At 42.6% G+C, this 17,502-nt stretch carries 17 protein-coding genes, 5 tRNA genes and 2 pseudogenes; 23 read left to right on the forward strand and 1 reads right to left on the reverse strand.

Features of this window, described 5'->3' with window-relative positions; translation table 11 throughout:
• The first annotated feature begins 11 nt into the window (after positions 1-11).
• The 12 genes and pseudogenes from SORDD27_RS09125 to SORDD27_RS09180 all read left to right on the forward strand — a co-directional run.
• Positions 12-92 (forward strand) — tRNA-Tyr (locus SORDD27_RS09125).
• Positions 93-103: 11 nt separating this feature from the next.
• Positions 104-174: transfer RNA gene (locus tag SORDD27_RS09130), tRNA-Trp, on the forward strand.
• Positions 175-188: 14 nt separating this feature from the next.
• Positions 189-261: transfer RNA gene (locus SORDD27_RS09135), tRNA-His, on the forward strand.
• A gap of 13 nt (positions 262-274) precedes the next feature.
• A tRNA-Gln gene (locus SORDD27_RS09140) sits at positions 275-346 on the forward strand.
• A 9-nt stretch (positions 347-355) separates the two neighbouring features.
• Positions 356-439: transfer RNA gene (locus tag SORDD27_RS09145), tRNA-Leu, on the forward strand.
• 184 nt (positions 440-623) lie between these two features.
• Positions 624-1,901 (forward strand): glutamate-cysteine ligase family protein, encoded by a 1,278-nt coding sequence (locus SORDD27_RS09150; RefSeq protein ID WP_061428660.1) that lies wholly within the window; start codon positions 624-626, stop codon positions 1,899-1,901.
• A gap of 74 nt (positions 1,902-1,975) precedes the next feature.
• On the forward strand, positions 1,976-3,460 hold the full coding sequence (thrC, locus tag SORDD27_RS09155; RefSeq protein WP_061428661.1) for a threonine synthase: 1,485 nt from the start codon (positions 1,976-1,978) through the stop codon (positions 3,458-3,460).
• A 60-nt stretch (positions 3,461-3,520) separates the two neighbouring features.
• Positions 3,521-4,801 (forward strand): MATE family efflux transporter, encoded by a 1,281-nt coding sequence (locus SORDD27_RS09160; RefSeq protein WP_049501168.1) that lies wholly within the window; start codon positions 3,521-3,523, stop codon positions 4,799-4,801.
• Positions 4,802-4,804: 3 nt separating this feature from the next.
• Positions 4,805-5,461 (forward strand): HAD family hydrolase, encoded by a 657-nt coding sequence (locus SORDD27_RS09165; RefSeq protein WP_061428662.1) that lies wholly within the window; start codon positions 4,805-4,807, stop codon positions 5,459-5,461.
• Positions 5,462-5,590: 129 nt separating this feature from the next.
• Positions 5,591-6,817: a LysM peptidoglycan-binding domain-containing protein gene (locus tag SORDD27_RS09170; protein WP_049490197.1), complete on the forward strand. Its 1,227-nt coding sequence runs from the start codon at positions 5,591-5,593 to the stop codon at positions 6,815-6,817.
• A 196-nt stretch (positions 6,818-7,013) separates the two neighbouring features.
• On the forward strand, positions 7,014-7,439 hold the full coding sequence (locus SORDD27_RS09175; RefSeq protein ID WP_049484513.1) for a MarR family winged helix-turn-helix transcriptional regulator: 426 nt from the start codon (positions 7,014-7,016) through the stop codon (positions 7,437-7,439).
• A 10-nt stretch (positions 7,440-7,449) separates the two neighbouring features.
• Positions 7,450-7,809: pseudogene (locus tag SORDD27_RS09180) on the forward strand (DUF1304 domain-containing protein); the annotation flags it as partial.
• Positions 7,810-7,852: 43 nt separating this feature from the next.
• Here SORDD27_RS09180 and SORDD27_RS09185 read toward each other — a convergent pair.
• On the reverse strand, positions 7,853-8,710 hold the full coding sequence (locus SORDD27_RS09185; RefSeq protein ID WP_049490198.1) for a DUF975 family protein: 858 nt from the start codon (positions 8,708-8,710) through the stop codon (positions 7,853-7,855).
• A 116-nt stretch (positions 8,711-8,826) separates the two neighbouring features.
• On the opposite strand from SORDD27_RS09185, the gene tgt reads away from it, so the two are divergent.
• The 11 genes and pseudogenes from tgt to comGG all read left to right on the forward strand — a co-directional run bounded on the left by tgt (position 8,827) and on the right by comGG (position 17,501).
• Entirely contained in the window at positions 8,827-9,969 is a 1,143-nt protein-coding gene (tgt, locus tag SORDD27_RS09190; RefSeq protein ID WP_061428663.1) for a tRNA guanosine(34) transglycosylase Tgt, read from the forward strand.
• 133 nt (positions 9,970-10,102) lie between these two features.
• A pseudogene (locus tag SORDD27_RS09195) lies at positions 10,103-11,921 on the forward strand (acyltransferase family protein).
• Positions 11,922-12,061: 140 nt separating this feature from the next.
• Positions 12,062-13,213, forward strand: a complete 1,152-nt coding sequence (gene nagA / locus SORDD27_RS09200; RefSeq protein WP_061428664.1) for an N-acetylglucosamine-6-phosphate deacetylase — start codon at positions 12,062-12,064, stop codon at positions 13,211-13,213.
• A gap of 152 nt (positions 13,214-13,365) precedes the next feature.
• Positions 13,366-13,731: a DUF1033 family protein gene (locus SORDD27_RS09205; protein ID WP_000286399.1), complete on the forward strand. Its 366-nt coding sequence runs from the start codon at positions 13,366-13,368 to the stop codon at positions 13,729-13,731.
• A 62-nt stretch (positions 13,732-13,793) separates the two neighbouring features.
• Positions 13,794-14,735 carry a competence type IV pilus ATPase ComGA gene (gene comGA, locus SORDD27_RS09210; RefSeq protein WP_061428665.1) on the forward strand — a complete coding sequence of 314 codons (942 nt, stop codon included), beginning with the start codon at positions 13,794-13,796 and terminating at the stop codon, positions 14,733-14,735.
• On the forward strand, positions 14,683-15,699 hold the full coding sequence (comGB, locus tag SORDD27_RS09215) for a competence type IV pilus assembly protein ComGB (RefSeq protein WP_081103423.1): 1,017 nt from the start codon (positions 14,683-14,685) through the stop codon (positions 15,697-15,699). Before comGA ends, comGB begins: the two co-directional genes overlap by 53 nt.
• A 1-nt stretch (position 15,700) precedes the next feature.
• On the forward strand, positions 15,701-16,024 hold the full coding sequence (comGC, locus tag SORDD27_RS09220; RefSeq protein ID WP_000735800.1) for a competence type IV pilus major pilin ComGC: 324 nt from the start codon (positions 15,701-15,703) through the stop codon (positions 16,022-16,024).
• Complete coding sequence (gene comGD / locus SORDD27_RS09225; protein WP_061428667.1) at positions 15,987-16,421, forward strand: competence type IV pilus minor pilin ComGD; 435 nt, start codon at positions 15,987-15,989, stop codon at positions 16,419-16,421. The genes comGC and comGD overlap by 38 nt, the downstream gene beginning before the upstream one ends.
• Positions 16,384-16,686 (forward strand): competence type IV pilus minor pilin ComGE, encoded by a 303-nt coding sequence (comGE, locus tag SORDD27_RS09230; RefSeq protein WP_196755638.1) that lies wholly within the window; start codon positions 16,384-16,386, stop codon positions 16,684-16,686. The genes comGD and comGE overlap by 38 nt, the downstream gene beginning before the upstream one ends.
• Complete coding sequence (comGF, locus tag SORDD27_RS09235; RefSeq protein ID WP_061428669.1) at positions 16,649-17,110, forward strand: competence type IV pilus minor pilin ComGF; 462 nt, start codon at positions 16,649-16,651, stop codon at positions 17,108-17,110. The genes comGE and comGF overlap by 38 nt, the downstream gene beginning before the upstream one ends.
• Entirely contained in the window at positions 17,088-17,501 is a 414-nt protein-coding gene (gene comGG, locus SORDD27_RS09240) for a competence type IV pilus minor pilin ComGG (protein ID WP_061428671.1), read from the forward strand. The genes comGF and comGG overlap by 23 nt, the downstream gene beginning before the upstream one ends.
• Position 17,502 lies beyond the last annotated feature (1 nt).

Genomic DNA, 17,502 nt, shown 5'->3' on the forward strand with positions numbered 1-17,502 from the left:
ATTTATAACTTGGAAGGGTAGCGAAGAGGCTAAACGCGGCGGACTGTAAATCCGCTCCTTCGGGTTCGGGGGTTCGAATCCCTCCCCTTCCATTACTTTAGTTACGGGCATAGTTTAAAGGTAGAACTAAGGTCTCCAAAACCTTCAGTGTGGGTTCAATTCCTACTGCCCGTGTTAATATGATTATGGCGGGTGTGGTGAAGTGGTTAACACACCAGATTGTGGCTCTGGCATGCGTGGGTTCGATCCCCATCACTCGCCTATTTTATATTATTGGGGTATAGCCAAGCGGTAAGGCAAGGGACTTTGACTCCCTCATGCGTTGGTTCGAATCCAGCTACCCCAGTTACTATTTGCCGGCGTGGCGGAATTGGCAGACGCGCTGGACTCAAAATCCAGTGTCCGCAAGGACGTGCCGGTTCGACCCCGGCCGCCGGTATAGTAATAAAGACAAGGTTTTCGAGCCTTGTCTTTTGATTTAGTGAAGATTTTGATATTTTTTCTTTAAGTACAGATAACTGATGAATGATCTTTTTCTTCTTATTCTAATCATTTTTAGTGTATTTTTGGTATAATATTACTTATTCACAATTTATTTTGATTATGAAAGAGTTTGGTGATTAATGTCTCGGTCTGTTGAATTACTAAATAAACGTTACTTAAAGAATATAAAAGAGAACCCAAATTTATTTATTGGGATTGAGTTAGAATATCCTATTGTAAATTTAGAGGGTAAGGCTACAGATGGTGAAGTTGTTAAGGATCTCTTTCGGTATTTACCATCAGTAATGGGCTTTACTATCGAAAAAGTGGATGATTTTGGGAATCCAATTCAGTTGCTTGATCCAGTCAGCCAAGATACGATCTTGTTTGAGGTTGCTTATACGACAATTGAGTTTGCATTCGGAAAGGCCGAATCTATCCAAGAGGTAGAAGAACGCTTTGATTTCTATATGGCTACGATTCAGAATAAGTTGGGTGAAGCTAATCATGCTATTGTTGGCTGCGGCATTCATCCCAACTGGGATAAAAATGAGAATTGTCCAGTGGCTTATCCCCGCTATCAGATGTTGATGGATTATCTGAATTTGAGTAGAAATGTAACTAAATCAGATTTACATCATTTCCCTGAGTATGGTGCCTTTATCTGTGGAAGTCAGGTTCAACTAGACGTTTCAAGGTCCAGCTACCTGCGTGTTATCAATGCTTTTACGCAAATTGAAGCTGCCAAAGCTTATTTGTTTGCAAATTCTGAGTTTTCAGGGGCAGATTGGGATACCAAAATTTCGAGAGATATTTTTTGGGAAGAATCCATGCATGGTATCTATCCAGAGAATGTTGGTGTCAATACTAGACTATTTAAAGATGAAGATGATTTTTTTGACTATCTAAATCATTCTGCGATTTTTACTGCGGAGCGTGATGGGCAGACCTATTATTTTTATCCGATTCAGGCTAGGGACTATTTGGCTACACCTGAAATCCAAGCATTTACCCTTAATGGGGATGAGGTGTTAATTCATCCTCAGGAGGAGGATTTCCAAACTCATCGTAGTTACCAGTACCAAGACTTAACTACTCGAGGAACAGTTGAGTTTCGTAGTGTGTGTACTCAGCCGCTTGATAGGACTTTTGCTTCTGCAGCCTTTCATTTGGGCTTGTTGGTTCATTTAGACAAGCTTGAAGCTTACTTGCGAACTGCTCCATTTTTTACCACATTTGGTCGTGATTACAAGTCATTGAGACGACAATTTTCTAAGAAAATGCTCACAGTTGAGGAAGAAACTGCAATTGTCGAATTTTCAAAAGAATTACTCTTTCTAGCTGAGGAAGGTTTGGAGAAGAGAGGCAAGCAAGAAATGACCTACTTACAGCCTTTGAAAGAAGAATTGGGCCTATAATTTCTCTGATAAAGGGAGAATTTTCTGAAAAATCATGATATAATGGAATGGACTATAGATAAAGGATAGAGATTATGACATTAGTTTATCAATCAACGCGTGATGCCAATAATACAGTGACTGCCAGCCAAGCTATTTTGCAAGGTTTGGCGACGGATGGTGGTCTGTTTACACCACTTACTTATCCAAAGGTGGATTTGGACTTTGACACATTAAAAGATGCTTCTTACCAAGAAGTGGCTAAATTAGTTTTATCAGCCTTTTTAGATGACTTTACGGCTGAGGAGTTGGACTACTGTATCAACAATGCCTACGATAGCAAGTTTGATACTCCAGCTATTGCGCCATTGGTGAAACTGGATGGGCAATACAACTTGGAATTGTTCCATGGTTCAACGATTGCCTTTAAGGATATGGCCTTGTCTATCTTGCCATACTTTATGACGACGGCCGCTAAAAAGCATGGTTTAGAGAACAAGATTGTCATTTTGACAGCGACATCTGGTGATACTGGAAAAGCTGCTATGGCAGGATTTGCCGATGTGCCTGGTACTGAGATTATCGTCTTTTATCCAAAGGATGGTGTCAGCAAGGTACAAGAGTTGCAAATGACTACTCAGACTGGCGACAATACTCATGTTATCGCTATTGATGGTAACTTTGACGATGCGCAAACAAATGTGAAGCACATGTTCAACGATGTAGCTCTTCGTGAAAAATTGGCTGCCAATAAACTGCAATTTTCATCAGCTAACTCTATGAACATTGGTCGTTTGGTACCACAGATTGTTTATTATGTTTATGCCTACGCTCAGTTGGTCAAGTCTGGTGAGATTGTGGCTGGTGAAAAGGTCAACTTCACAGTACCAACTGGAAACTTTGGAAATATCTTGGCTGCCTTTTATGCCAAGCAAATTGGTCTGCCAGTTGGTAAATTAGTCTGTGCTTCAAATGACAACAATGTCTTGACAGACTTCTTCAAAACACGTGTTTACGATAAGAAACGTGAGTTTAAGGTAACGACTAGCCCATCTATGGATATCCTAGTATCTTCAAACTTAGAGCGTTTAATTTTCCATCTTTTGGGGAATGATGCGGTTAAGACAGCTGAACTCATGAATGCTTTGAGTACACAAGGACAATATGAATTGACAGACTTTGATGCAGCGATTCTGGAACTCTTTGCAGCTGAATATGCGACTGAGGAAGAAACTGCGGCAGAAATTAAACGTGTTTATGATACAGATGCCTATATCGAGGATCCACATACGGCGGTTGCCTCAGCTGTTTATAGAAAATACCAAGCGGCTACTGGGGATGCGACTAAGACAGTGATTGCTTCAACTGCTAGTCCCTACAAGTTCCCAGTGGTTGCCGTAGAAGCGGTAACAGGAAAAGCAGGCTTGACTGACTTTGAAGCCTTGGCTCAATTACATGACATTTCAGGAGTGGCAGTGCCACCAGCGGTTGATGGCCTTGAAACAGCTCCGGTTCGTCATAAAACAACAGTGGCAGCTGCTGACATGCAAGCAGCGGTGGAGACTTATCTAGGACTTTAAGACAGAGGGAGTAAACTCGGTTGGGAAACCAACTGAGTTTCTTTTCATCAGGAGGAGAGATTGTTTAAGAAAAATAAAGACATTCTTAATATTGCATTGCCAGCTATGGGTGAAAACTTTTTGCAGATGCTCATGGGAATGGTGGACAGTTATTTGGTCGCTCACTTGGGCTTAATCGCCATTTCAGGTGTTTCAGTTGCTGGCAATATTATCACCATTTATCAGGCGATTTTTATCGCTCTAGGAGCTGCTATTTCCAGCGTTATTTCAAAAAGTTTGGGGCAGAAAGATCAGTCCAAGTTGGCTTATCACGTGACAGAGGCTCTCAAGATAACCCTATTGCTGAGTGCACTTTTAGGCGCCTTATCGCTCTTTGCTGGGCAAGAGATGATAGGGCTCTTGGGAACTGAGCAGGATGTGGCCGAGAGTGGTGGGCTCTACCTATCTTTGGTGGGTGGATCGATTGTTCTCTTGGGCTTGATGACGAGTCTAGGTGCCTTGATTCGTGCAACGCATAATCCGCGTCTACCTCTCTATGTTAGTCTTTTATCCAATGCCTTGAATATTCTTTTTTCAAGTCTAGCTATTTTTGTCCTTGATATGGGGATAGCTGGTGTTGCTTGGGGGACTATCTTGTCTCGCTTAGTCGGTCTTGTGATTTTGTGGTCGCAATTAAAGCTTCCTTTTGAGAAACCGACTTTTGGACTCGATAAAGACTTACTGACCTTGGCATTGCCAGCAGCAGGAGAACGTCTCATGATGCGGGCTGGAGATGTAGTGATCATTGCCTTGGTTGTTTCTTTTGGGACGGAGGCAGTAGCGGGGAATGCAGTCGGAGAAGTCTTGACCCAGTTTAACTATATGCCTGCCTTTGGCGTCGCTACGGCGACGGTCATGCAGGTAGCTCGAGCAGTTGGAGAGGATAACTGGGAAAGAGTAGATGATTTGAGCAAGCAAACCTTTTGGCTTTCCCTGCTTCTTATGTTGCCCTTAACACTCAGTATCTATGCCTTGGGGACACCATTGACTCATCTCTATACGACCGATCCTGTAGCGGTCGAAGCGAGCGTTTTGGTGGCACTGTTCTCCCTACTAGGAACCCCCATGGCGACAGGGACAGTTATATATACGGCAGTTTGGCAGGGATTGGGAAATGCTCGCCTCCCCTTTTATGCGACAAGTATTGGGATGTGGTGTATCCGAATTGGCACAGCTTATCTGATGGGTATTGTTCTTGGTTGGGGCTTACCTGGTATTTGGACAGGGACTCTCTTGGATAATGGTTTCCGTTGGTTATTTCTACATTACCGTTACCAGCGTTATATGAGCTTGAAAGGATAGGAGATGCAAAAAACAGCTTTTATTTGGGATTTAGACGGGACTTTATTGGACTCTTACGAAGCGATTTTGTCAGGGATTGAGGAGACCTTTGCTCAATTTTCTATTCCTTATGATAAGGAAAAAATGAGAGAGTTTATCCTCAAGTTTTCTGTGCAGGATTTGCTGGAGCAGGTGGCTGAAGAGAGAAACCTGGATGCGGAAGTGCTCAACCAGGTGCGTGCTCAGAGCCTGGCTGAGAAGAATGCTCAGGTAGTTTTGATGCCAGGTGCGCGTGAAGTTTTGGCTTGGGCAGACGAAGCAGGGATTCAGCAGTTTGTCTATACTCATAAGGGAGACAATGCGCTTACTATTTTAAGAGACTTGGGGTTGGAATCCTATTTCAAAGAGATTTTAACCAGTCAGAGTGGCTTTGCGCGCAAGCCCAGTCCAGAAGCGGCGACCTATCTGCTAGACAAGTATGAGTTGGATCCTGAGAACACCTACTATATAGGAGACCGGACTTTGGATGTGGAATTTGCTCAGAATAGCGGCCTTCAAAGCATCAATTTTTTAGAGTCGTCTTATGAAGGGAATCACATGATTCAAGAGTTAGCAGATATTCCTCATATTTTTGAGGATTGGGGACGAGAAGATTGTGTCAGTTTTGTGACAGAAACCTAACAAACTATTTCAAGTAATCGAGTTTGTTACAAGGAATAGACAGTTCTGTTAAATAGGCCCGAGAGGGCTTTTTTTCTGCTTTTTTTGTGTTATGATAGACAGGTACTCATTTGAAAGGAATATGAACGAATGAAGAAAAGAATAATTTTAGCCTCAACAGTAGCCTTGTCTCTTGCTCCCGCATTAGGAGCTAAAGCTCAAGAAATCTCTTGGACAGCACGTAGCGTTGAGCAAATCCAAAATGATGTGACGAAAAACGAGAACAAAAACAGCTATACAGTTCAGTATGGTGATACCCTGAGCACGATTGCAGAAGCTTTGGGAGTAGATGTAACGGTTCTTGCTAATTTGAACAAAATTACCAATATGGACTTGATTTTCCCAGATACTGTCCTCACTACAACTGTCAATGAGGAAGAAGAGGTAACGGAAGTTGAAATCCAAGCTCCTCAAGCAGATGCTAGTGAAGAAGTGAAGACTGCGACAGCTGATTTGACGACAAATCAAGTGACAGTTGATGAACAAACAGTTCAAGTAGAAGACCTTTCTCAACCAATTGAGGAAGCTCCAACTGCAACAGAGACTGAAAAACCAGCAGAAGTAGCGCCAAGTTCAGAAGTTTCTGAGACAGCGACAGTTGCTGAAGAGACACCATTTACAGAAACACCTGTAGCTGAAGAAACAGCTGAAACGACTCCAGCGGAAGCACCAGTAGCAGAAACGCCTGCTGATACAAGAGGAACAAGTGCAACAGCAGCAACAACAGCAACTTCTGACGCTGCAACGTCGACTTATCAAGCAGAGCAAAGCCAAACTCCTTCAAGAACTTATTCAGCTCCAGCAACTGAAACACCTGCTGATACAACAGGATCAAGTGCAACAGAAGCAGCATCAACAGCAACTTCTGACACTGCAACTTCGACTTATCAAGCAGAGCAAAGCCAAACTCCTTCAAGAACTTATTCAGCTCCAGCAGCTCCTGACTATGCAGGACTTGCTGTAGCTAAGTCTGAGAATGCTGGTCTTCAACCACAAACTGCAGCCTTTAAGGAAGAAATCGCCAACTTGTTTGGCATCACATCCTTTAGTGGTTACCGTCCTGGTGACAGTGGGGACCATGGTAAAGGTTTGGCCATCGACTTCATGGTTCCAGTGAGTTCAGCACTCGGAGATCGAATTGCAGAATATGCAGTCCAAAATATGGCTAGCCGTGGCATCAATTATATCATCTGGAAACAACGTTTCTACGCTCCATACGATAGTAAATATGGACCAGCCTACACGTGGAATCCAATGCCAGACCGTGGTAGCGTAACCGAAAACCACTATGACCACGTTCACGTTTCAATGAACTAATCATTAAAATGGAAGTTGGGAACTGATTGAGTTCTCGCTTCTTTTTTTGTGTCATTTCTTCAGGATAAAAGGGATAAATATGAGGAAGTGAGTAATATTTCAAGAGAATGTAGGCATATTACTTGATTTATTTTTTGGATTACATTATACTTGATAAGTCAATCGTTGATAAATCAACTTTAAAGAGAGAAGATTTATGGTAGCAATCCATGATTTACTGTATCAACTACGATTAGCAGATCAGTCTATGACACAACTATTTGAACGCCAATTGGGAATTAGTCTGACTCGTTATCAAATCTTATGTTTCTTAATCAATCAGTCACCGTGTAATCAAATAGCAGTTCAGGATAGATTGAAGATTGATCAGGCTGCCTTGACAAGGCACTTTAAAATTCTGGAAAAGGAAGGTTTGGTTAATCGACGTCGGAATCCTGAAAACCAGAGGGAGGTTTTGGTGGAAGTGACAGACTTTGCGAGAGAACAACTAGTAACCAACTCTCCTCAACAACATATAAACGTAAAAAATCAGATGGAGAGTGTACTTACAAAAGGAGAGCGAGAAGAGTTCAGTCGCTTGTTAGAAAAGTTGATATCTGGCTTAGAAGAGATAAAAATTTAAGGAGAAGAATATGTCTATTTTTACAATTATTTTAGCAACTATCGTTGCTTTGGAGCATTTTTACATTTTTTATTTGGAAAGTGTGGCTACGCAATCAGATACTACTAGTCGAGTGTTTAATGTGGATAAGGAAGAACTGGCTCGTCCTTCAGTGAGTTCATTATTTAAAAATCAAGGAATTTATAATGCTTTGATAGGTGTGTTTCTCTTGTACGGGATTTATTTCTCACAAAGTTTGGAAATTGTGACCATCTTTGTTTTATTTGTGCTTGGTGCAGTGACCTACGGTTCTCTGACAGCAGACAAGAAGATTATTCTGAAGCAAGGTGGGCCTGCTATTTTGACTCTGCTGAGTATTTTGCTTTTTAAATTAGAAAACCAGCGTCCTGAACGATGCTGGTTTTTGTATGCTCTTATCCATTTCGACGTTTACGGGCTAGTAGGGCTCTGTAAAAGAAGATATGATTGTTCTGGATATAGGGAAGGATTGAAAAACTAGCAATTCCAAAAGTGAGCCAGTTGAGGAAGTACCAAGGGAGTAGTTGTAGGTCGAGGACAAAGCACTGGAATTTGTAACCCTTCATCAAGAAACGGCTGGTTTTCAGGATTTGACGGGGTTTAGCCTGTCCTAAATCTAGAGTATCGCAGAGGAGGAATTCTACCTGCGAGTAGGCATAATGTTGCGGAACGTAGAGGGTGTTCCCTACAATCATCAAGATGAGACTCGCGAAAAAGTAGAGGCCAAAGGTCAGAAGGAATTGCTCGGTTTCAACGGATGAGAGGTCTAATTTTGGAAATTCAGGATGTAGGGCGACAAATCTCCGAGCCAAGAGATTGCTATAAAAGAGAAAATAAACGCCTACTAAGTTTGGAATGCTCCATAAAAAGAGGTAGAAACGTTTGAGGAGCAGAGTTAGGAAGGTTTGCGAGAAGCGCTCTTCAGCAAAGAGGGCCAGGCTTGATTTTACTGAGAGTTCTGTATCAGGATCCTTGAGGAGTCGGAGTGTCGCAAAAGCAGCACCTGCTAGAAAAATCGTGCTCACAAAAGAAACCACTAGTGGGAAGAGATAGGCTTGGAGCACTTGTGCCAGCATGCTGAAAAAGGATTGCTCTAAAACACTGTCTTGGAGACGAGCCAAGGGGTTGAGAAAGCCTGATAAGATGACCAGCATGCTAGGTAAGAGATAGACCAGAAAGAGGCGGGGATTTTCAGCCTGAAACTGCCTCGTCTGCAGACGAATAGTTTTTAAATCAATTTTTGGGTATTTCATTCTCTCATTATACCATAGTTCGTGACAGTTCCTGGTTTTTTTGATAAAATCATACAGTATGCCTTTGGGCACAAAGTATGAACTGGGACTGTCTTTCCCAGCTTCGGAGGTAGAAAATGTCAGATTCACCAATCAAATACCGTTTGATTAAGAAAGAGAAACACACGGGAGCTCGTCTGGGAGAAATCATCACCCCGCACGGTACCTTCCCGACACCTATGTTTATGCCAGTTGGGACCCAAGCTACTGTAAAAACCCAGTCACCAGAGGAGTTGAAGGAGATGGGATCAGGGATTATCCTCTCTAATACCTATCATCTCTGGCTTCGCCCTGGAGATGAACTCATCGCACGCGCAGGTGGTCTCCACAAATTTATGAACTGGGATCAACCAATTTTGACAGACAGTGGTGGCTTCCAGGTTTATTCCCTAGCAGATAGCCGAAATATCACCGAAGAAGGAGTAACCTTTAAAAACCATCTCAATGGCTCCAAGATGTTCCTATCACCAGAAAAGGCCATCTCTATTCAGAATAATCTGGGTTCAGACATCATGATGTCCTTTGACGAATGTCCTCAGTTTTACCAACCCTATGATTACGTTAAGAAATCAATCGAACGTACCAGTCGTTGGGCTGAGCGTGGTTTGAAGGCTCATCGTCGTCCGCATGACCAAGGTTTGTTTGGAATTGTACAGGGAGCGGGCTTTGAAGAACTTCGCCGTCAGTCAGCTCATGACCTTGTCAGCATGGATTTCCCAGGCTACTCTATCGGTGGTTTGGCAGTGGGAGAAACGCACGAAGAAATGAATGCAGTCTTGGACTTCACAACTCAACTGCTACCTGAAAACAAACCTCGCTATTTGATGGGTGTGGGAGCGCCAGATAGCTTGATTGATGGAGTTATTCGTGGTGTAGATATGTTTGACTGTGTCTTGCCAACTCGTATCGCTCGTAATGGGACTTGTATGACCAGCCAAGGTCGTTTGGTTGTCAAAAATGCCCAATTCGCTGAAGACTTTACGCCACTGGATCCTGAGTGTGATTGCTACACATGTAAGAACTACACACGCGCCTACCTTCGTCACCTGCTCAAGGCTGATGAAACCTTCGGTATCCGCTTGACTAGTTACCACAATCTCTACTTCTTGCTCAACCTGATGAAGCAGGTCCGCCAAGCCATCATGGATGATAATCTCTTGGAATTTCGTGAGTATTTTGTGGAAAAATATGGCTACAACAAGTCAGGACGCAATTTTTAAAGTGTAAAAATAGAATGCCAAAATCCTAAGTTTTCTCTTAGGATTTTTCCTATTTTTTTGATAGAATAGGGAGTATAATGGAATGGAAATTAGGTGGTGTTTTACTTCCTAATTTAATGGAGAATAGACTCGTATGCGTATTAAATGGTTTTCCTTGATTAGGATTACAGGTTTACTTTTGGTGCTCTTGTACCACTTCTTTCAAACGATCTTTCCTGGAGGCTTCTTTGGGGTAGATGTCTTTTTCACTTTTTCAGGATTTTTGATCACCTCCCTCCTTTTAGAAGAATTTGGGAAGGCACGCCAGATTGATTTACTGGGCTTTTTTTAAGAGACGATTTTACCGCATCGTGCCACCTGTGGTGCTGATGATTTTGGTGACCATGCCTTTTACTTTCTTGGTTCGTCAAGACTATGTTGCTGGAATTGGTGGCCAGATTGCTGGAGTTCTCGGTTTTATGACCAACTTCTACGAAATGTTAACAGGGGGAAGTTATGAATCCCAGTTCATTCCGCATCTCTTTGTTCACAACTGGAGCCTAGCTGTTGAGGTTCACTACTATATCCTTTGGGGCTTAGCGGTTTGGTTCTTATCGAAACGTTCAAAATCTAGTAGTCAATTGAGAGGGATGGTCTTTCTCCTTTCTGCTGGAGCTTTTATCATTAGCTTTTTCTCCATGTTTATTGGTAGTCTAATGGCGAGTTCCTATTCATCTGTCTACTTTTCAAGTTTAACCCATGTCTATCCCTTCTTTTTAGGAAGCATTTTGGCGACAGTTGTGGGGGTTCGTCAGACGAGCGATTTAGTCAAGCAGTTTGACCGGATGTGGGACCTTCGTCAAAATCTACTGGTGTTTATTGCGGGGCTTTTGGTGCTAGTGCTCTTGACTTTCTTTGTCAAGTTCACCTACCTGTTTGCGTACTTATTTGGTTTCTTGCTAGCAAGTTTAGCGGCAGTGACCATGATTTTTGCTGCGCGTGTCTTGCATGAGAAAACGCCTGAGATACAAGAACCTCGGATCATTACATTTTTAGCGGATACCAGCTACGCGGTTTATCTCTTCCACTGGCCTTTTTATATTATCTTTTCTCAGCTGATGAGTAATCTGCCTGCTGTTATTCTGACGATCATCTTTTCTTATTTCTTTGCTATCCTATCCTTCTATATTATTGAGCCATTGATTGCCGGTAAATCCAATCCTTTAATACGGAAGATTAGTCGATTGCCTCATATTAAACCAATTAGTGCTGGTGCTGCTGGCATTCTTACCTTGATTACCTTGATTATCATAGTTGTGGCTCCTCAAGTTGGAGCTTTTGAGACAGACTTGATGGTCAATGGTTTCAAACAAGCCCAGACCAATATAGGACAAACAAAGACTCTTGCTGAACAAGCTGAACTGAGTCGTCTAGGAATTTCTGAGGGAACAAGCCTGATAGGAGATTCGGTAGCCTTGCGTGCCAATACAGCCTTACAAGAGGCACTTCCTGAAGCGAATATCAATGCCCAAGTTAGTCGAACGACCAAGCAAGCCAATGACATCATGCTCAATAACAGTCAGAACAAGGCGCTGCTAAAAACTGTTGTCATTGCAACGGGAGTCAATAATCCTGAAGGCTATAAGAATGATTTGGACAGCATCGTGAACAATCTACCGAAAGGACACCATCTGATACTGGTGACACCTTATGAGGGAGACAAGAGCAAGGACACTTACACATCAGTGGAGCAGTATGCGGCTTATGCACGGGAATTAGCTGAAAAGAATCCTTACGTAAGCATCGCTGACTGGAATAAGGTTGCTAAGGAGCACCCTGAAATCTGGGCTGGAACTGACCAAGTTCACTTTGGAAATGATAGCAACATGATTGAAGAAGGTGCTAAACTTTACGCAGAGACGATTGCAGCTGCTGTTAAGGCTGCTCAAGAACTACCTGTAAAATCAAAATAAAATTAAAGAGTTGGAGAAATCCAGCTCTTTTAAAATATCTCTAGAAAATAGGTCTATACCATTTACAAATGAAAAAGAAAGGTTTATAATGTAATTGACATAATAAATTCTAGAATCAATCTATCAAGGAGGTTATCATTATGCCTAATTATATTAAAGCGGATCAGTTTTTCTATCCACACGGAGTTCGTCGTGGCGGCTACTTGGAACTTGTGGATGGTAAGTTTGGAAAGCATGTAGAAGAGATTCCTGAAGGTGCTGACGTCATTGACTATACAGGCTATAGCATTGCGCCAGGGCTTGTGGATACCCACATTCATGGATTTGGTGGTGTGGATGTTATGGATAATAACATCGAAGGAACACTTCATACCATGAGTGAAGGGCTCCTCAGCATGGGAGTAACGAGTTTCTTGCCAACTACTTTGACCTCATCATATGAGCAATTGCTCGCAGTAACAGAAAATATCGGTGCTCGTTACCAGGAAGCAACTGGAGCGAAAATTCGGGGTATCTATTTTGAAGGCCCGTATTTCACAGAGAAATACAAGGGAGCTCAAAACCCTGCCTACATGAAAGATCCTCGTATGGATGAGTTTCGTGCTTGGCAAAAAGCAGCAAATGGCTTGCTCAATAAAATCGCCCTTGCGCCAGAACGTGAAGGCGTAGAAGACTTTGTACGTACGGTTACGGGAGAAGGTGTGACGGTTGCTCTTGGTCACTCAGATGCAACATTTGACGAAGCTAAAAAGGCAGTAGATGCTGGAGCTAGTGTTTGGGTACATGCCTACAATGGGATGCGTGGGTTGACTCACCGTGAACTCGGTATGGTGGGAGCCATGTATGAATTGCCTCATACTTACGCAGAATTAATTTGTGATGGTCACCATGTAGATCCAAAGGCCTGTGATATTTTGCTCAAACAAAAAGGAATTGAAAATATTGCCCTTATCACAGACTGTATGACAGCTGGTGGCTTGGAAGACGGTGACTACATGTTGGGAGAATTCCCGGTAGTAGTTGCTAATGGAACTGCTCGCCTCAAATCGACAGGCAATTTGGCAGGTTCTATCCTCAAACTCAAAGATGGTTTGAAAAATGTGGTCGAATGGGGCATTGCGAATCCGCATGAAGCAGTCATGATGGCCAGCCTCAACCCAGCAAAATCTGTTCACATCGATGATGTCTGTGGCCAAATCCGTGAAGGCTACGACGCTGACTTTATCGTACTAGATAAAGATTTGGAATTGGTAGCAACCTACCTAGATGGTGTGAAACGTTATCAAGCCTAAGAAGATAAAAATAGGGGTCAATAAAGGACTCCTATTTTTATGATAGGCTGAAAAGGTATTTAAAGAAGTCTTCCTAAAGGGAAAGGCAAGCAAAATCCTTTTCTTGTAATAAAAAATTAGATATAATATACGATACAAAGGAAGTAGTAAGAATGTATCGTGTTATAGAAATGTATGGGGATTTTGAACCGTGGTGGTTCATAGAAGGTTGGGAAGAAGATGTCATCATGAGTCAATCTTTTGACAAGTATTATGATGCTCTAAAATATTATAAATCATGCTGGTTTGAGCTGGAAAAGAAGAATCCTCTTTATAAGAGTCGGAGTGATTTGATGACTATCTTTTGGGATCCTGCCGACCAACGCTGGTGTGATGAGTGTGATGAGTATTTGCAACAGTACCATTCTTTGGCACTTTTACAGGATGAGCAAGTCATCCCCGATGAAAAGCTACGTCCAGGCTACGAAAAACAAACAGGTCAAGAAAAACACCGTTCTTGCCGCATGAAATGGAGATAAAAAAGTAACTTTTTAAGTTGCTTTTTTTATTTTTTTGCGAATAGTTAGATAAGGAGGGCGGTATGGTACAAGAAATTGCACAGAAAATTATTGCTACTGCGAAAGAAAAGAAGGCTCAGGATATCTATTTTATCCCCAAGGAAAAGTCCTACGAGCTTCACATGCGGGTTGGAGACGAACGGTGTCTCGTTGACTCCTATGAGTTTGATGTTTTAGCTGCTGTGATTAGTCATTTTAAGTTTGTAGCGGGTATGAATGTAGGGGAGAAGAGACGTAGTCAGCTGGGTTCTTGCGACTATCAGCATGGGGAGAAGGTGTCTTCTCTGCGTTTGTCTACCGTAGGAGATTATCGGGGACATGAGAGTTTGGTCATTCGTTTGTTGCATGATGAGGAGCAGGAGCTGCATTTCTGGTTTCAGGATATGAACGAACTGGGTGAGCAGTACAGGCAACGGGGCCTCTACCTTTTTGCGGGTCCAGTCGGAAGTGGCAAGACGACCTTGATGCACGAATTAGCCAAGTCTCTGTTTAAAGGACAGCAGGTCATGTCTATTGAAGATCCTGTCGAAATCAAGCAGGAAGACATGCTCCAGTTGCAGTTGAATGAGGCGATTGGCTTGACCTATGAAAATCTGATCAAACTGTCTCTCCGGCATCGTCCGGACCTCTTGATTATTGGTGAAATTCGGGATAGCGAGACAGCGCGTGCAGTGGTCAGAGCCAGTTTGACAGGGGCGACAGTTTTTTCAACCATTCATGCCAAGAGTATCCGAGGTGTTTATGAACGCCTTCTGGAGTTGGGTGTGACGGAGGAGGAATTAGCAGTTGTTCTGCAAGGAGTCTGCTACCAGAGATTAATCGGGGGAGGAGGAATCGTTGACTTTGCAAACAAAGACTATCAAGAACACCAGCCAACTAGCTGGAATGAGCAGATTGATCAGCTTCTTAAAGATGGACATATCACAAGTCTTCAGGCTGAAACGGAAAAAATTAGCTACAGCTAAGCAGAAGAAAATCATCACCCTGTTTAACAACCTCTTTTCCAGTGGCTTTCATTTGGTGGAAATTATTTCTTTTTTGGGCAGAAGTGCCCTGCTGGAAAAGGACTATGTGGCCCAGATGCACCAAGGCTTATCTCAGGGGGAATCTTTCTCAGAAATGATGAACAGCTTGGGGTTTTCAAGTGCCATTGTGACCCAATTATCTCTAGCTGAAGTTCATGGAAATCTCCACCTGAGTTTGGCAAAGATAGAAGAATATCTGGATAATTTGGCCAAGGTCAAGAAAAAATTAATCGAAGTGGCGACCTATCCCCTGATTTTGCTGGGATTTCTCCTGCTAATTATGTTGGGGCTCAGGAATTATTTGCTCCCCCAACTGGACAGTAGCAATATCGCCACCCAAATCATTGGCAATCTGCCACAAATATTTCTAGGACTAGTGTTGGTTTGCTCTCTGTCTCTACTTTTAACCCTCACTTTCTACAAAAGAAGTTCCAAGATGCGGGTTTTCTCGATGTTAGCGCGGATTCCCTTTCTAGGAATCTTTGTCCAGACCTATCTGACGGCCTATTACGCGCGTGAATGGGGCAATATGATTTCGCAGGGAATGGAGCTGACGCAGATTTTTCAGATCATGCAGGAACAAGGTTCTCAGCTCTTTAAAGAAATCGGTCAAGATTTGGCTCAAGCCCTGCAAAATGGCCGCGAATTTTCTCAAACCATAGCGACCTATCCTTTCTTTAAAAAGGAGTTGAGTCTCATCATCGAGTATGGGGAAGTCAAGTCCAAGCTGGGGAGTGAGTTGGAAATCTATGCGGAAAAAACTTGGGAAGCCTTTTTTACCCGAGTCAACCGCACCATGAACTTAGTACAGCCACTGGTTTTTATCTTTGTGGCCCTGATTATCGTTTTACTTTATGCGGCAATGCTTATGCCCATGTATCAAAATATGGAGGTAAATTTTTAAAATGAAAAAACTCATGACAAATTTAAAAAAAGCCAAGGTTAAAGCTTTCACTTTGGTAGAAATGTTAGTGGTTTTGCTTATCATCAGTGTTCTTCTCTTGCTCTTTGTGCCCAATTTGACCAAGCAAAAGGATGCCGTCGATGACAAAGGAAAAGCTGCTGTTGTCAAGGTCGTAGAAAGCCAGGCAGAGCTCTATAGTCTGGACAAGAATGAAGATGCTAGCCTTAGCAAATTACAAGCAGACGGTCGTATCACAGCTGAGCAAGCTAAAGCTTATAAAGACTACCATGCAAAACAAAAAACAAGTCAAACTGTTGCAGATTAAGGCCTTTACTATGCTTGAAAGTCTCTTAGTTTTGGGACTTGTGAGTATCCTTGCCCTGGGCTTGTCTGGTTCTGTTCAATACAGTTTTGCAGCGGTAGAAGAGCAGATTTTCTTTATGGAGTTTGAAGAACTCTACCGGGAAACGCAAAAACGCAGTCTAGTCAGTCAGCAAAAAAACAGTCTGAACTTAGATAGACAGACGATCAGCAATGGCAGTCAAAACTTGACCGTTCCTAAAGGAATTCAGGCACCATCAGGACAAAGCATTATATTTGACCGAGCTGGGGGCAATTCGTCCCTGGCTAAGGTTGAATTTCAGACCAGTAAAGGAGCGATTCGCTATCAATTATATCTAGGAAATGGAAAAATTAAACGCATTAAGGAAACTAAAAATTAAGGCAGTGATCTTACTAGAAGCAGTAGTAGCTTTGGCTGTGTTTGCCAGCATTGCGACCCTTCTTTTGGGGCAAATTCAGAAAAATAGACAAGAAGAGGCAGAAATCTTGCAAAAGGGAGAAGTCTTGCGTGTGGCGAAGATGGCTCTGCAGACAGGTCAAAATCAGGTAAACATAAACGGAGTGGAGGTTCAGGTGTTTGCTAGTGAAAAAGGATTGGAGGTCTACCATGGTTCAGAGAAATTGCTGGATCTTAAAGAGCAGTAAGGTAAGAGCGTTCACTCTTTTGGAATCTATGCTTGCCCTTATCGTCATTAGCGGTGGCCTGCTTCTCTTTCATGCCATGAGTCAGCTCCTCATTTCAGAAGTTCGCTACCAGCAACAAAGCGAGCAAAAGGAGTGGCTCTTGTTTGTGGACCAGCTAGAGGCTGAGTTAGAGCGTTCGCAGTTTGAAAAGGTGGAAGGCGATCGTCTCTATGTGAAGCAAGATGGGAAGGATATCGCTATGGGTAAGTCCAAATCAGATGATTTTCGGAAAACCGATAGTAGTGGCCGAGGTTACCAGCCAATGGTTTATGGCCTCAAATCAGCTCAGATTGCAGAGGAAAATCAACTGATTCGCTTTCGTTTCCAATTTCAAAAAGGCTTAGAAAGGGAGTTCATCTATCGTGTGGAAAAAGCAAAAAGTTAAGGCAGGTGTTCTTTTATATGCAGTCACCATGGCAGCCATTTTTAGCCTATTGTTGCAGTTTTATTTGAATCGGCAAGTCGCTCATCACAAAGACTTTGCCCTAAACAAAGAAAAGTTGATCGCTTTTGCCATGGCCAAGCGAAGTAAGGATAAGGCTGAGCAAGAAAGTGGAGAACGAGTCTTTAACTTAGGAAAAGTCAGATATCAAAATACGAAAACAGGTTTTGCAACAAGTGTTCGTATGAATAAGGGCAACTATGAATTTCTCTTTCCTCCGCTGAAAATCCAAGCAAAGAAAACAGCTAAAAAGGAAGAGGTAGCGACTGATTTAAGTAATCAAGCAGGGAAGAAAAAATCAGAAGAAAAGCCTAAAAAGAAAGCCAATTCCTAGG

The organism is Streptococcus oralis, from assembly GCF_001579025.1.
Classification (GTDB): Bacteria; Bacillota; Bacilli; order Lactobacillales; family Streptococcaceae; genus Streptococcus; species Streptococcus oralis_X.

What these genes read in the sequence shown, in the direction of transcription:
- SORDD27_RS09150 (WP_061428660.1), top strand. Translation starts at nt 624, where the DNA reads ATGTCTCGGTCTGTTGAATTACTAAATAAACGTTACTTAAAGAATATA.
- thrC (WP_061428661.1), top strand. Translation starts at nt 1,976, where the DNA reads ATGACATTAGTTTATCAATCAACGCGTGATGCCAATAATACAGTGACT.
- SORDD27_RS09165 (WP_061428662.1), top strand. Translation starts at nt 4,805, where the DNA reads ATGCAAAAAACAGCTTTTATTTGGGATTTAGACGGGACTTTATTGGAC.
- SORDD27_RS09170 (WP_049490197.1), top strand. Translation starts at nt 5,591, where the DNA reads ATGAAGAAAAGAATAATTTTAGCCTCAACAGTAGCCTTGTCTCTTGCT.
- SORDD27_RS09175 (WP_049484513.1), top strand. Translation starts at nt 7,014, where the DNA reads ATGGTAGCAATCCATGATTTACTGTATCAACTACGATTAGCAGATCAG.
- SORDD27_RS09185 (WP_049490198.1), bottom strand. Translation starts at nt 8,710, where the DNA reads ATGAAATACCCAAAAATTGATTTAAAAACTATTCGTCTGCAGACGAGG.
- tgt (WP_061428663.1), top strand. Translation starts at nt 8,827, where the DNA reads ATGTCAGATTCACCAATCAAATACCGTTTGATTAAGAAAGAGAAACAC.
- nagA (WP_061428664.1), top strand. Translation starts at nt 12,062, where the DNA reads ATGCCTAATTATATTAAAGCGGATCAGTTTTTCTATCCACACGGAGTT.
- SORDD27_RS09205 (WP_000286399.1), top strand. Translation starts at nt 13,366, where the DNA reads ATGTATCGTGTTATAGAAATGTATGGGGATTTTGAACCGTGGTGGTTC.
- comGA (WP_061428665.1), top strand. Translation starts at nt 13,794, where the DNA reads ATGGTACAAGAAATTGCACAGAAAATTATTGCTACTGCGAAAGAAAAG.
- comGB (WP_081103423.1), top strand. Translation starts at nt 14,683, where the DNA reads ATGGACATATCACAAGTCTTCAGGCTGAAACGGAAAAAATTAGCTACA.
- comGC (WP_000735800.1), top strand. Translation starts at nt 15,701, where the DNA reads ATGAAAAAACTCATGACAAATTTAAAAAAAGCCAAGGTTAAAGCTTTC.
- comGD (WP_061428667.1), top strand. Translation starts at nt 15,987, where the DNA reads ATGCAAAACAAAAAACAAGTCAAACTGTTGCAGATTAAGGCCTTTACT.
- comGE (WP_196755638.1), top strand. Translation starts at nt 16,384, where the DNA reads ATGGAAAAATTAAACGCATTAAGGAAACTAAAAATTAAGGCAGTGATC.
- comGF (WP_061428669.1), top strand. Translation starts at nt 16,649, where the DNA reads ATGGTTCAGAGAAATTGCTGGATCTTAAAGAGCAGTAAGGTAAGAGCG.